The following is a 14,010-nucleotide window of genomic DNA, read 5'->3' on the forward strand; positions in this document are numbered from 1 at the left end:
TATTAAGTTATTTAGATATTACTTAAATATTAATTATCATAAATTAAAAATTTTCTGATCTTGAAAACTTCAAAATGCTGGGTTTGGTTTAAAGGAAGCCTTGAGAATGGAGGTTTTTGGAAAGAAGGATTTACTTGCACTTTTGATGAGAAACCAGGGGTTTTAATAGAAAGTCCTGCTTATGTCACTTGTAGAGTTCCAAGTTGGAGAGTTTCAACTAAAGAACCAGAAGACCTTTATAAATCTCCTTTAATTCCTGACAATGCATTATGGAAAATAATTTAATTTATCCAAGGATGAAAAAAAACTTTTTGGCTGTGCGACGGCAAGTTAATATTGCTTTATTAGATATTTAATTAATACCATCTACTCTCTCTTTATAAATATTATCCCTCTATTAGTTTTTGGTTTTTTTCTGGGGAAAAAGAATCCAAAAATTTCTAAAAATATTGCAAGATCTCTCATAAGATTTGGTATCCCTCTGAGTGTAATGGGTCTTTTATTGAAAGAGGGTATAGATATAAACCTTATCAAAAGCGCATTTTTAGCATTCTCACTAATTGGAATTTTAATAATTCTGATAAATTTATTCCAAATATTTAAAAATAAGCTTTCAAATTACACACTGCAGCTAGCTGGCCTAATTGGTAATACATCTTTTCTTGGGATACCAATTGCAATTGCTCTTCTACCTTCAACAACTATTAACTTCACCATCGGATTTGACTTAGGGACAACATTATTCGCTTGGATATTTGGACCTATTTTTCTTCAAGAAAAATTCCAAAAAAAGAACATCCTAAATTTCAAAGGCTTATTAAACGCATTAATAAATAGCCCTGCATCAAGAGGGATAATTGGTGTACTTTTGGCATATCTTTTCAATCTAGATGAGATATTAGGCAATTACCTTTGGATACCAGCAAGAATAGTTATCGCTGTAGCGATACTAATTGTTGGAACAAGACTAGGAATAATAACAAATCAAAAGGGCAAAATTTTTGATCTTGATGAAGAAATTAAATTCTCAATTTTATTAAAGTTATTTATTCTTCCTTTAATTGTTTTTTTGATATGCAAATTTTTAAATTTTGACTTCTATCAATCATCGGCTCTAATACTCCAGGCAGGAACCCCAACGGCAATATCTACAATATTAATGGCAGAGGCTTATGACGTTAAACAAAAAATCGCTTCAAAAATTCTTTTTACCACAACCTTAATTTCAATATTTACAATTCCTCTCTTAAAAATTCTATTAAATGCAGTTAAATAAATATTAAACGCATGTTTAATGAATATTGTAAAGAAAATATCCTGAAAACTACATAATGTCTTAAGATTTAGATTATGAAGTCAGCAAACCCTGAAAACGAATATATCCCCTTAGACTTGAGGATATCTGTGAGAAGGGATACTTTAAGGCTAATCTCAGAGATGGCTCAAGATATGGGAATAAGCATTAATGAAGTTTTTAGTTTTTTGGCCGAAGATTCTGTAATAGATCTTGAATTACTCGAAGATCTGAATGAAATTGAAATACCCAGTCAGTGCAGCCTTGATGATCTTAAAAACGCTCTTCTTAAAAAGAAGCTTTGTTAAAACTTTTCAACTTTTCTATTTTTCCAATCAGATTTAAAACCGTTATTAACTAAAAATTTCGAATATTTATTCAAATCACTTTTCTGAATTCGCCATAAATGATAAATCCCATATTCTCCCAATTTTTGATGATTAATATTTGACCAGTGCTCTGAGCGGGCGGAATATGCATCTATCACGACCAATAAAGACTTGAATTCATAATCAGGTTGATCCTCATAATTTGATCTCTTATCGGTATTTAGCCTATCTGAAAGATTAATTAATCCTTCTTTAGTATTCGGTTCATAAAAAACTATTTGTCTCGAATAATAATGTAAAGAAGGTTTTCTTATCCCTATCATTGATAAAGTTTCCTTTCCTTCTCGAATATCTGAAATTAATTTTGAGATATTTCTCAAAGGTAATTGCCTAGAAGTATCTGCTAATTTTCTTATTGGCGACATCAAAAAAGATTGTCCAAGTAATAGAAAAATTTGAAGGTAAAGAAAAATATTTTTAAATTTTAAAGTAAATAAAATTGTTGCAAGAAGTGTAAATGAAGAGAAGAACAATTTGGCTTTAAAAATTATGCCAGAGTCTTTTAGTTCAGATACCAGATTAGGTATTTCAGGATCATTTATTGTACTTAGCCAAATATTTGAGAAAAAGAATGCTATTGAGATGCCGAACAAAATTAAAATATTAAAAATCCACAAAATTAAAAAACTTTTATTCGAACTTTTTTTTAAATTCTTTAAATTTACATAGCTATTACTAATTAAGATTGCCGCTGCTGGGATTGCTGGCAACCAATAGCTTGGCAGTTTAGTAGCAGAAATACTAAAAAAGATTAAAACTGATATTAACCAACATAGAGAATATGTATAAAGGGTTTCATTGACATTGCTAATTTCTTTTGAACTTTTCAAGAAATCTTTAAAGGCTTTAAATATACCGTGATACAAAAAAGGAGTGAATGGTAATGAAGCCAATATCATTATGTAAAGAAAAAACCAGAATGGTTCTCCATGATTATTTACGACTGAGGTGTATCTTTGAAAATTATGATAACCAAAAAAATTGTCCCAAAAAGGCTTTCCTTCTTTTAATAGTTCTAAGATGTACCATGGAACACTTATTAGAGTTGTTATTAAAAAACCTTTCCGAGGGTTTATCTTGCAGAGCAAAATTTTCCAATCCTTCTGAGTGAATAAGAAAGATGTAATAGTAAATGTCGCCAAAACAAATGCAACAGGTCCTTTCGTTAAAATTGCAAAACCTAAAAATACCCACGCGGAAATGCATTGATCATTATTTTTACTGGCCATTCTTCTCCAGAATAAAAGCAAGCTGATCCCTATGGTTCCAGTTAAAAGAGCATCGCTCACAGCAGTTCTACTCCAAATAACTATTAATGGAGACAAAGCAAAGCTTAATGATGCAATTATTGGAGTAAGGAATTGCCTATCACCCTTCTGCGGCCAACAATACAAAGTATCTCCGATTATCAGCATTAAAAATAATGATCCCAAAGCTGAAGGAAGTCTTGCCGAAAGTGTCCCGAGACTATCCCAAATTTCGTTTTTTGGTAATGAGTAAAAAAAACCCATTAGCCAATACATTAATGGAGGCTTATCAAAACGGAACATTCCATTAACTTTTGGTGTTAACCAATCACCCGATTCACTCATTGCCCGTCCAGCAGCTGCAAATAAAGGGGGTGTTTCATCCACCAATCCTGTACTGCCTAGACCTAAGATAAATATTATGATCCCACAAACTAAAACTATCAGTAAGGTTAAAAACCTTTTTTTTGATTTAAGATGGATCATTTAATATTATTTATTTATATTCGTGCATTACCTTATTAAGCCAGTTCACTACCTTCTTAGCAAATATTTCTGTTGAGGCATTTTTTTCTACCCATTCTCTACATTTTTTACGCTTTATTTTTTCAATAATCTCTACATAGGAAAGCATATTTTTTTTATCATCAGGATCAGCGAGATACCCTGTTTGCCCATGCTGAATAATTTCACTAGGGCCTCCCCTTTTATAGGCTATGACTGGCACTCCACAGGCTAAAGCTTCAACAACTACGTTCCCATATGCCTCATTCCATTTCGGAGTATTTAGCAAAGCCCTACATTTACCGAGTTCTTTTTGTAATTCATTTGTTGATAAAAAACCCATCCAATCTATAGTTCCTTGAGGAAAAGATCGTTCTATATTTGATGCATAGGCCTCATCTTCTATAACCCCCCAAACATTTAGTTTTTCACCAAGTTCTTTTGCTACATAAACAGCATCCTCTAAACCTTTCTCAGGTGCCACTCTCCCAACCCAAGCCAAGGGTCCCTTCCTTGAATCTTGGAAAGTATAGTTATCCAATTTAAAACCATTACCAATAATTGTTGGGTTTTTTATAAATGGATAATCATCTGCTTGTATTTTTGAATGGAATGCAAAATTTTGTGGATGTTTAGCATATACCTTTGAGATTAAATTACTTATTGCTAAACTCTCAGAACCCATACTTATTATATGTGCAATGGGCATCTCAGCATTTAAAGTCATCCAAATAGGCAACCAATCATAAGACATGTTCAACAATACATCTGCTTGCTTTGCAACATCTAATCCCTTTTCAAGGATGTTTGCTAGGAGAGAATTATCTGGGATGCTTACAGGAGACTTGTAATTTTGATGCTGCCAACTAATTTGATCTTCACCTTCTACCAAGTGTAATTTTGCCTTTTCATTACTTTTACATAATTTAGAATTTCTTGGAGCTATTACTTCTACAGAGTGGCCTAAAGAAAGCAACCCTGAAACCAAGGAGTTTAAAGTTAATTCAACTCCACCACCTTTGCCACTCCCCAAGTACCCTATTGGAGTACTAATCAAAACTATTCGCATTATGAGGCTTTTTTACAAAAAGACACTAATTAAATAGTAGTATCAGAAAAATTATTTTCCCATAAACTCTTTCTCTGGCTAACAAAAAATACCGAGATAAGAACAAACACCACTCCTATCCATTGCACAATAGTGAGTCTTTCATCTAACCAAACACCTCCACTGAGAAGAGCAAATACAGGAGTTAAAAATGCAAGAGTACTAAATCCAGTTATTTCTTTATTATTAGCAAAGTAGAAAAACAATCCATAGGCAATTGCACCTCCAAAAATACTTGCAAATGACATAAGTCCCCAATCAAATAATGACCAATCTGGGATTATTTGAAAATTTGACTGTAAGCAATGCTTGATAATTAAAGGTAAACTCCCTAAAACCATATGCCAACCTGTTACGGCTACCGGATCACTTTTGGTACAGGTGAATCTAATCAAAATAGTTCCTATTGCCATAGCTAGCGAAGCTGCAAGCATCCATAGCTCTCCAAAGTTAAACGCTACATCACTAATGGTCATATCAGACATTAACCACCAATTTCCTAAAAATTCTTGGGGGACACCCAAGAAAATTATTCCTCCCAAACCAAAAAGTAAACCTAACCATCCTATGGGATTTATTAAATTTCCAAAAATTGTCCTTGCTAAAATTGCTACTAAAAGAGGCTGAGAATCAATCAATACAGAGCCTAGACCAGCTCCAGTTTTTTCAATACCATAAGTTAAAAACAGTTGAAAAAAAGTGGCGTCAACAATCGTAAATATAAAAAACCACTTTAAATCGCATTTATAAATCTTAAGATCTCTTTTAAACAAATATGTTGTAATTAGAACAAGAATTCCTGCAGGAAGTAATCTTAAAGAAGCTACAAACTCTGGTCCAGCACTAGACACTAAGGGTGTCATAGCTGCCATTGAAGTACCCCAGAGTGCAAAAGGGAGTATCATTAAAAACCAATTTAGGATTGAATTCATTAGGTCTGCTGATAATCTTTTTAAAGTAGTTTTATGTATTTACCTTAAAAGAATGATTTGGCCTTTTAGACGAAAGTCAAAAAAAAGAATGGCTCGTATCGTAATTGATGAGCCAATTACAAGTTCAACTAGAGTTTCCGTCCTTAAAGCTCTTAAACAAGTTGAGGATAGAGAATTTCCTGCTTTAATCGTGAGAATCGATTCGCCAGGAGGTACTGTTGGAGATAGCCAAGAAATATACTCTGCTATTAAAAGACTAAAAGATAATGGATGTAAAGTCATTTCAAGTTTTGGAAATATATCTGCATCTGGAGGTGTTTACATTGGTGTTGCATCTGACAAAATAGTTGCCAATCCGGGCACAATTACAGGATCTATTGGCGTGATCATAAGAGGAAATAATTTATCTGAACTATTAGATAAAGTTGGTATAAAATTCGAGACTGTCAAAAGTGGGGTTTTTAAGGATATCCTTTCTCCAGATAAACCTTTAACTGAGGAGGGGAGAAAACTGCTTCAAGGTCTAATAGATGAAAGCTACAAACAATTTACCGAAGCTGTTGCTGAAGGAAGAAATTTACCCGTTGAAGAAGTAAGAAAATTTGCTGATGGAAGAATTTTTACTGGAACCCAAGCAAAAGAATTAGGCCTTGTTGATGAAGTTGGAGACGAATTTGTTGCTAGGGAACTTGCCGCAAAGATGGTTAATATCGATCCTAAAATACAGCCCTTAACGTTTGGAAAGAAAAAAAAGAAAATACTTGGATTAATTCCTGGGAGTAGAATTATTGAGAGAGTTATCAACAATATCTTTTTTGAAATTGATTCATCTAATAAAATACTTTGGTTATATAGGCCTTAAATCACTAGGTATGAAAAAATGAAAGATGAATATAAAATTAAATTTATTCGAGGGGCTACTACTGCATCTGGAAATTCTATTGAGGAAATAGAAGATGCAGTCGTGGAATTAATAGATGAATTAATTTCACGTAATAATTTGATTAAGACAAATTTATTATCCATTACATTTACCGCAACAAAAGACCTAGATGCCTGTTTTCCCGCTTCAATTGCGAGAAAATGTAATGGACTTGATTCTGTAGCTTTTTTAGACTGCCAACAAATGAATGTCTCTAATGATGTTGATTTCTGTATAAGAATGATGGCACAAGTCTTGTTACCGTCAAAAAGTCAAGTGAGACATCCTTATTTGAGAGGCGCTTCAAAATTAAGGACAGATAGATGTTAATCTTAGTAAAACAATTTTTTCACTTAAGATTTGGGCATACCAAATTACAACTTTAAAATTTTTATCTAATTCAATGTTAAAAAAAACAAATAGACATGTATTAAATTTTAAAATTTTAAGATTTTTTCTTTTACCTATAATTTTATTCTCAACTCCATTATTCAATAGCAGCCAAGTCGCTAAAGCAGGTTTGGAATTTCAGTGGGACCAAAACTCTGGCTTCAAAAGATTAAAGTGGCTTCAAAAAGAAAATAAAAGAAGATTTAGAAATAAAATTTATTTTTTCTTAAGGCCATCTGATAGAAATTCTGAACTTTTAAAAATAAATCTAGCTATACCTGAAACCTTTAAAACGAATTTAAAAAAAGAAAAAATTAGTCTTTGCAAGGTAAAAATAGGCGGTTTTGAAAGTCGTACTAAATGTCTTGAAGACATACCAGCTGATATTGAAATCACTACTGATGAATCATCCTTACGTTCATTAAACATCTACCCCCATAGCCCAATTCCCTACAATAAAGATAGTATTGCAATTGTATTAAAAGTTTTTAATCCAAACAAATCAGGGCTTTTTCAATTTCATTCATATGGGCAACCAAAAGGACAATCAGTTTTAAGTTATCTAGGTAGCTGGACTATATTATTAGACGATTAAATGATAAATTTAAATATGGATATTTAATAAAATGACTAAAAGAACTTTTGGTGGAACCTCTAGAAAAAGAAAACGTGTATCTGGTTTCAGAGTAAGAATGCGCTCTCATACTGGCAGAAGAGTTATTAAAAGCAGAAGACAAAAAGGTAGAGAAAGAATAGCAGTCTAACTCTAAATAAAAATGGCCTTACCCAAAAATATGCGTTTAAAAGGTCATAGGACTTTTAACTATATTCACAAAAATTCCACAAAATATTACGGGGAATTTATGACTTTTAAAGTTGCAAGTTCGAATCCAGATATTCTTTTATCACACAAACTAAGTAATCATTCAAATAATTTGAGGGTAGCAATTTCAATTAGTAAAAAATTTTCAAAAAAAGCAGTAGAAAGAAATAAAATAAGAAGAATTCTTCAAGATTGGTTATTAAAGAATATTCAAAAAATCAATAACCACAAACCTTATTGGTTACTTGTTAACCTAAGATTTGGAGGTTTCTGCAATGATAAAAACAAACTTTTGGAGGAATTTCAAAACTTAATGTCCAAATCTAGTCTAATCAAATGATTAACATGAATGAAGAAACCTTTTACGAAGGGGGTCCCGCAAAAAGTGATTTAATAATTAATCTACTTGCGGGAATAACTATTCTTGGTTTGCCATTTACCTTTGCCGCAATAGTTAGGGCCTTATGGTTGAGATATAAAATTTCAAACAAAAGAATTACAATCGATGGTGGATGGTTTGGTAAAAACAAAACACAAGTCTCAATAAGTAACATTGAAGAAATTAGATCTATCCCTAGGGGATTCGGATCGTATGGTGATATGGTTCTAATTCTTTCAGATGGTTCAAAGGTTGAGATGAAATCAATACCTCTTTTTAGAGAAAAGCAAGAGTTTATTGAAAATATCATAAGTAATAGATCACAAATCTCGAATCTCAACCAAGTTGAAGGATTTGCAACCAAATCCTAAATAAAATAATTACAAAAATCTTCTTTTCCTGTAAAATAAAATGTCTAGCAAATTTTTATTCTTTTTAATATCGTGATAGGGTTCATTTCTGAAAAATTACTTATCCCGATTCTAGATTTTTTCTATGGTTTAGTCCCTAGTTATGGTTTAGCAATTGTTGCACTAACAGTTGTAATTAGAATTGCACTTTTCCCTTTAAGCGCTGGATCCATTAGGAGCGCAAGAAGGATGAAAATTGCTCAACCAGTAATGCAAAAAAGACAAGCAGAAATAAAATCTAAGTTTTCTGGCGATCCAAAGAAACAGCAAGAAGAGTTAGGGAAACTTATGAATGAGTTTGGCAGTCCTCTTGCAGGGTGCCTACCTTTGATCGTACAAATGCCTATACTATTCGCATTGTTTGCGACCCTAAGAGGATCACCTTTTGCTGATGTACCTTATAATATTAATCTAAAGGTTGTACCCCAGGATCAAATTGCGGCTATTGATCCAAAACCATATAAATCTCCCAGACACTCTATTTTCATTACTGAAAAATCTCATTTTCCTGTAATAGCTACTATTCCTAATGGAACAAAGTTAGGAACTCAAGAATCAATAAAAATAAATTTGCAAACAACAAATGGTAACAGCTACTCAGAAGTTTTATCTAATTATGACAATGGTTCAAAATTCCTTCCTACATGGAAAGTAGCTAAAGGGGAAGATAATATAAAAGTTTCTCAAGATGGAACTGTTACTGCAATAAAACCAGGTGATGCAACAATTGAAGCTAAAATTCCTGGCCTAGCTGCTAAAAGTGGATTTCTTTTTATCAAGGCACTTGGACAAGTTGGCTTTTATGTAGATGGATCTATTAATTGGGATATCGCTGCACTTGTTGGGGCTTTTGGATTAACTTTACTACTTTCTCAAGTTCTTTCTAGTCAGGGAATGCCTGCAAACCCTCAGCAGTCAACGGCCAACAAAATCACTCCAGTAATGATAACTGGAATGTTTCTGTTTTTCCCCTTACCTGCAGGTGTATTACTCTACATGGTTGTTGCAAACATATTTCAAGCATTTCAGACCTTTCTTCTTAACAAAGAAGCTCTTCCTGAAAATCTGCAGAAAATTTTAGATCAACAATTATTGACGAAAAATAATTCCATAACAACTGCTGCCTCCACTATCTCAGAAAAAAGATTACCCTTTGAACCTAATAATAAGAAATAAACTTTATCTTTAAAAATGAGTTCTTGGAGTAAAAATTTAGAATTACTTATTAAATCAAGAACTTCATTAATTTGGATTAGGACTAAAGAAGAGGAAAGATTAGAAAAACTTCTCTATTATTCATGTGAAAGATTAAATATAAAAAGGTATATATCATGGGATTGTGTCAGTGGTATCAAGGGATTAATAAATGAAGAAAATAAATTTTCTAATAATCCATTAGGAGTGCTTAACTGGCTTAAGCGACAAAGTTCTGAGGTATCTACAGTATTATTAGTCAAAGATTTTCATAAATTTTATGATGATCCATCTATAAATAGAACTATTAAAGAACTATCTTCTCTGCTGAAAAAAACTAGTAATAATTTAATTATTAGTTCACATTTATTTCCCTCGTCCGAAGATCTAGATGAATTAATGACAATCATAAACTTACCTTTACCCGATCAAAAAGATTTGAAAAATCTTATAGAAAATATTGCAATTAATACTAATTCAAATCTTGAAGAAAAAGACTTAAACGAACTTTCTATTGCTTCAAGTGGATTAACCGAAATAAAAGTAAAACAAGTAACTGCAAAGGCACTTGCTCAAAGAGGAAGAATAAGTAAAGAAGATATCAAAGACATTCTAGAAGAGAAAAAACAAGTCATCGCGAGAAGTGAGATCTTAGAATTTTTTGAGGCTAAATCCAGCCAAGATGATATTGGTGGTTTAAAGATCTTAAAAGTTTGGCTTAATCAAAGATATAGGGCCTTTTCCAAGGAAGCTAGAGACTATGGACTGCCAATCCCAAAGGGTGTATTACTTGTCGGAGCTCAAGGGACAGGGAAATCACTTACTGCAAAATCAATTTCTAATAGTTGGTCGATGCCACTTCTTAGGTTAGATGTAGGAAGACTATTTTCTAGCCTTGTTGGTTCAAGTGAGGCTAGAACAAGAGAAACGATATCGAGAGCTGAGGCCATGTCACCATGTATTCTTTGGATAGACGAAATTGATAAGGGCTTTGGAGGCGATGCTAGAAGTGATGGAGGAACAAGTCAAAGAGTTTTGGCGAGTTTGCTAACTTGGATGGCGGAAAAAGAATCAGCCGTATTTGTAGTTGCAACTGCTAATGCTATAGATAAACTTCCTGCTGAATTATTAAGAAAGGGTAGATTTGATGAGATATTTTTTCTTGATTTGCCAAGTTCAGAAGAAAGATTAAGCATCCTTGAGTTGCACTTAAAAAAAAGAAGACCTAATTATACTTTTCCTTTATCAACCATAGTTGATAGAACAGATGGATTCTCGGGGGCAGAACTTGAGCAAGCTGTTATAGAAGGGATGCACATTTCATTCTCCGAAGATAGAGAGCTTATGGAGAAAGATTTAATTAAGGCAGTTTCCGATTTAGTTCCCTTATCCAGAACAGCTAAAGAGCAAATTGATTTACTAAAAAAATGGTCATCTTCAGGAAGAGCTCGTTCTGCATCCTGACACAATTTAATCTTTTAAACATATTTCATAAGTTAGGAATCATAAATTAAGTTAATTTTTCATCAAAAATACCTAATTATTAATTTAGATTAACTATCTTAATTAAGGTATAAAAAAAAAGAGTGTTAGACCAAAAATTAATAAGAGAAAATCCAACATCTGTTGAAGAGAACTTATCCCGAAGAGGACAGGAATATAATATATCTCATATACACGAATTAACTGTCAAAAAAAAGGAAGTTGATATTGAAATATCCAGTCTCCAATCTGAAAGTAAAAAATTAAGTAAATTAATTGGTCAAGAAATTAATAAATCTCAAAACAGTAATTCTCCAGAACTGAAAAATTTAAAAGAGGAAGGAAACAGATACAGAATTAAAATTTCTGAATTTGAAGAGAAGCAAAGAATATTAGATAAAAAAATACACAATGAGATTTGTAATTTACCAAATTTCCCTGGCAAAGATGCACCTCTCGGAAAAGATGAGAGCAATAATCTCCAATTAAAAACTTGGGGAGATCCTTTGATATCAGAAAATCTTAAATCTCATTGGGAGATAGGCGAAAATCTTAATCTTTTTGAATCTATAAAATCTACAAAAACGTCAAAAAGTCGTTTTATTACACTTATTGGTAATGGCGCCAGATTAGAGAGGGCATTAATAAATTTCATGCTCGATATGCATACAAATAATGGTTATTTAGAGTTAATGCCACCAGCATTAGTAAATTCAGAAAGTCTTAAAGGATCTGGACAATTACCTAAATTCTCAAATGAAAGTTTTAAATGTTCTAATGACGATTTATGGCTTTCTCCAACAGCTGAAGTCCCCCTAACTGCTTTTCATAGAAACGAGATTATTGATATTAAGCAGTTACCTATTAAGTATGTTGCATACACACCTTGTTTTAGGAGAGAAGCTGGTAGCTATGGAAGGGATACGAGAGGCTTGATTAGACTTCACCAGTTTAATAAGGTCGAATTATATTGGTTTTGTGACCCAAGCAAATCCTTAGAGGCCCATAAAAAGATTACCGCTGATGCAGAAAGCATTTTAAAAAAACTCAACCTACCCTACAGATTAGTAGATATTTGTTCTGGAGACTTAGGATTTTCTTCTAGTAGAACTTTCGATCTTGAAGTCTGGCTACCAAGTAGTAAATGTTATAGAGAGATCTCAAGTTGCAGCAATTGTTTAGACTTTCAAGCACGCAGATCTTCAATAAGAACAAAAATTGATAAAAAAAATACATATTTACATACTTTAAATGGCAGTGGGCTTGCTATTGGAAGAACTATGGCTGCAATTCTTGAAAATGGTCAACAAAAAGACGGTAGCGTTAAGATTCCAGATGCTCTAGTTCCATATTTTGGATCAAATTATTTAAAATCTAATTAATATAAAAAAATGAATGTTTTAACATCAATAACTGTTCTTGGATTTCTCATTTTTTTTCATGAGTTAGGTCATTTCCTTGCTGCGATTTTACAAGGTATTTATGTTGATGGATTTTCAATTGGTTTTGGACCCTCAATACTTCAAAAAAAATATAAAGACATCACCTTTTCATTTAGAGCATTCCCTTTAGGTGGCTTTGTTTCCTTTCCTGATGAAGGACTAAATAATATTGACCCTAAAGATCCAAATCTTCTGAAAAATAGACCTATTATCCAGAAGGTAATTGTAATTTCTGCTGGGGTTTTAGCCAATTTAATTCTTGCTTATACAATTTTGATTATAAACGTAACCACTGTTGGTATCCCTTTTGATCCTGAACCAGGTATTTTAGTTTTAGCGACACAACCAGAGAAGGCTGCTTCTATTTCTGGCTTAGAACCGGGAGACAAAATCATAAAACTTGAATCTAGTACTTTAGGAGTTGGGGATCAAGCTGTTTCCACTTTGGTAAAAGAGATTCAAAACTCATCTGGAAAGGAAATTTCGCTAGAAATTGATAGAAACGGAATCTTTAAAGACATTACTTTGATCCCTAAAAATGTTGATGGTAAAGGTACAATTGGTGCTCAGTTACAACCAAACATCAGAAAAGAAACTAAAAAAACAAAAAATATATATGAACTTTTTAAATACACAAATAATGAGTTTTTATCCCTTTTAGTAAAAACAATTCAAGGTTATAAAGGATTATTGACAAATTTCTCCTCAACAGCACAACAATTAAGTGGGCCAGTCAAAATTGTTGAAATTGGTGCTCAATTGTCAGAACAAGGAGGCGCTGGAATCTTACTATTTGCTGCTTTAATTTCTATTAATTTAGCCGTGCTTAACTCTTTGCCTTTACCCCTCTTAGATGGTGGGCAATTGGTTTTCACAATAATTGAAGGATTAAGGGGAGAACCGGTACCGGCAAAAGTACAAATAGCTGTCACTCAATCCAGTTTTTTTCTTTTAGTAGGACTGAGTGTACTTCTCATCATTAGAGATACTAGTCAACTTTTAATAGTACAAAGATTATTTAACCAATAAATATATTTCTAATATGTTTACCAAGATGTTAATATATAAATTATTTAATTTTTTTTAAATGGCGAAAAAGTCCATGATTGCGAGAGAAGTAAAGCGCAAAAAACTCGTAAATAAATATGCTGCAAAAAGAAAATCTTTGTTAGCTGAATTTAATGCTGCAAAAGATCCAATGGAAAGATTAGAAATACATAGAAAGATTCAAGGCCTCCCAAGAAATTCTGCACCTAATAGAGTCAGGAATAGATGTTGGGCAACTGGAAAGCCAAGAGGAGTTTATAGAGATTTTGGTTTATGCAGAAATCAGTTAAGACAGAGAGCTCATAACGGTGAGCTTCCAGGAGTTGTAAAATCCAGTTGGTAATAAATTTTGTTTAATATTGTAGTTTTTAACAAAAAATCGAGCATCAAAGACATTTAAAGTCCATTTCTTGGAAATTTTTAAAAATTTTTATAGCTTATCTAAAT

At 32.5% G+C, this 14,010-nt stretch carries 17 protein-coding genes; 14 read left to right on the forward strand and 3 right to left on the reverse strand.

From position 1 onward, the window contains the following. Positions 1 to 60: 60 nt before the first annotated feature. From JJ844_00730 to JJ844_00740, 3 genes are all read left to right on the forward strand, one after another. Positions 61 to 285, forward strand: coding sequence for a hypothetical protein (locus JJ844_00730; GenBank protein ID MBO6974203.1), 225 nt, complete (start codon positions 61 to 63; stop codon positions 283 to 285). Between the two features lie 205 nt (positions 286 to 490). Next, positions 491 to 1,276 (forward strand): AEC family transporter, encoded by a 786-nt coding sequence (locus JJ844_00735; GenBank protein ID MBO6974204.1) that lies wholly within the window; start codon positions 491 to 493, stop codon positions 1,274 to 1,276. 74 nt (positions 1,277 to 1,350) lie between these two features. Next, a complete protein-coding gene (locus JJ844_00740) occupies positions 1,351 to 1,602 on the forward strand; it encodes a CopG family transcriptional regulator (protein ID MBO6974205.1) in 252 nt (83 codons plus the stop codon). On the opposite strand, the gene JJ844_00745 is transcribed toward JJ844_00740, so the two are convergent. The 3 genes from JJ844_00745 to JJ844_00755 are packed head-to-tail and all read right to left on the reverse strand — an operon-like array spanning position 1,599 to position 5,474. Then, on the reverse strand, positions 1,599 to 3,416 hold the full coding sequence (locus JJ844_00745; protein MBO6974206.1) for a glycosyltransferase family 39 protein: 1,818 nt from the start codon (positions 3,414 to 3,416) through the stop codon (positions 1,599 to 1,601). The genes JJ844_00740 and JJ844_00745 overlap by 4 nt on opposite strands. A 10-nt stretch (positions 3,417 to 3,426) precedes the next feature. Beyond that, on the reverse strand, positions 3,427 to 4,503 hold the full coding sequence (locus JJ844_00750) for a glycosyltransferase family 4 protein (protein MBO6974207.1): 1,077 nt from the start codon (positions 4,501 to 4,503) through the stop codon (positions 3,427 to 3,429). Positions 4,504 to 4,532: 29 nt separating this feature from the next. Further along, positions 4,533 to 5,474: a DMT family transporter gene (locus tag JJ844_00755; protein MBO6974208.1), complete on the reverse strand. Its 942-nt coding sequence runs from the start codon at positions 5,472 to 5,474 to the stop codon at positions 4,533 to 4,535. A gap of 52 nt (positions 5,475 to 5,526) precedes the next feature. Between JJ844_00755 and sppA the strand changes: the two genes are divergently transcribed. From sppA to rpsN, 11 genes are all read left to right on the forward strand, one after another. Then, positions 5,527 to 6,336, forward strand: a complete 810-nt coding sequence (sppA, locus tag JJ844_00760; GenBank protein ID MBO6974209.1) for a signal peptide peptidase SppA — start codon at positions 5,527 to 5,529, stop codon at positions 6,334 to 6,336. A gap of 18 nt (positions 6,337 to 6,354) precedes the next feature. Beyond that, positions 6,355 to 6,726, forward strand: a complete 372-nt coding sequence (gene aroH, locus JJ844_00765) for a chorismate mutase (GenBank protein ID MBO6974210.1) — start codon at positions 6,355 to 6,357, stop codon at positions 6,724 to 6,726. Between the two features lie 73 nt (positions 6,727 to 6,799). Continuing rightward, entirely contained in the window at positions 6,800 to 7,381 is a 582-nt protein-coding gene (locus JJ844_00770; protein ID MBO6974211.1) for a DUF2808 domain-containing protein, read from the forward strand. A gap of 31 nt (positions 7,382 to 7,412) precedes the next feature. Then, positions 7,413 to 7,550 carry a 50S ribosomal protein L34 gene (gene rpmH, locus JJ844_00775; GenBank protein MBO6974212.1) on the forward strand — a complete coding sequence of 46 codons (138 nt, stop codon included), beginning with the start codon at positions 7,413 to 7,415 and terminating at the stop codon, positions 7,548 to 7,550. A 12-nt stretch (positions 7,551 to 7,562) separates the two neighbouring features. Further along, positions 7,563 to 7,949: a ribonuclease P protein component gene (gene rnpA / locus JJ844_00780; protein MBO6974213.1), complete on the forward strand. Its 387-nt coding sequence runs from the start codon at positions 7,563 to 7,565 to the stop codon at positions 7,947 to 7,949. After that, on the forward strand, positions 7,946 to 8,359 hold the full coding sequence (locus JJ844_00785) for a PH domain-containing protein (protein MBO6974214.1): 414 nt from the start codon (positions 7,946 to 7,948) through the stop codon (positions 8,357 to 8,359). The genes rnpA and JJ844_00785 overlap by 4 nt, the downstream gene beginning before the upstream one ends. A gap of 72 nt (positions 8,360 to 8,431) precedes the next feature. Next, positions 8,432 to 9,574 carry a membrane protein insertase YidC gene (gene yidC / locus JJ844_00790; GenBank protein ID MBO6974215.1) on the forward strand — a complete coding sequence of 381 codons (1,143 nt, stop codon included), beginning with the start codon at positions 8,432 to 8,434 and terminating at the stop codon, positions 9,572 to 9,574. Between the two features lie 15 nt (positions 9,575 to 9,589). Then, positions 9,590 to 11,056, forward strand: a complete 1,467-nt coding sequence (locus JJ844_00795; protein MBO6974216.1) for an AAA family ATPase — start codon at positions 9,590 to 9,592, stop codon at positions 11,054 to 11,056. Between the two features lie 122 nt (positions 11,057 to 11,178). Next, the gene (gene serS, locus JJ844_00800; GenBank protein MBO6974217.1) at positions 11,179 to 12,456 is read left to right on the forward strand and encodes a serine--tRNA ligase; all 1,278 of its coding nucleotides are present in this window, start codon (positions 11,179 to 11,181) and stop codon (positions 12,454 to 12,456) included. 9 nt (positions 12,457 to 12,465) lie between these two features. After that, the gene (gene rseP, locus JJ844_00805; protein MBO6974218.1) at positions 12,466 to 13,545 is read left to right on the forward strand and encodes an RIP metalloprotease RseP; all 1,080 of its coding nucleotides are present in this window, start codon (positions 12,466 to 12,468) and stop codon (positions 13,543 to 13,545) included. A 58-nt stretch (positions 13,546 to 13,603) separates the two neighbouring features. Further along, positions 13,604 to 13,906, forward strand: coding sequence for a 30S ribosomal protein S14 (gene rpsN / locus JJ844_00810; protein ID MBO6974219.1), 303 nt, complete (start codon positions 13,604 to 13,606; stop codon positions 13,904 to 13,906). Positions 13,907 to 14,010: the final 104 nt, after the last annotated feature.

Origin of the sequence: Prochlorococcus marinus CUG1435, assembly GCA_017644375.1 — a bacterium.
In the GTDB taxonomy this organism is placed as follows: Bacteria; Cyanobacteriota; Cyanobacteriia; order PCC-6307; family Cyanobiaceae; genus Prochlorococcus_A; species Prochlorococcus_A marinus_AH.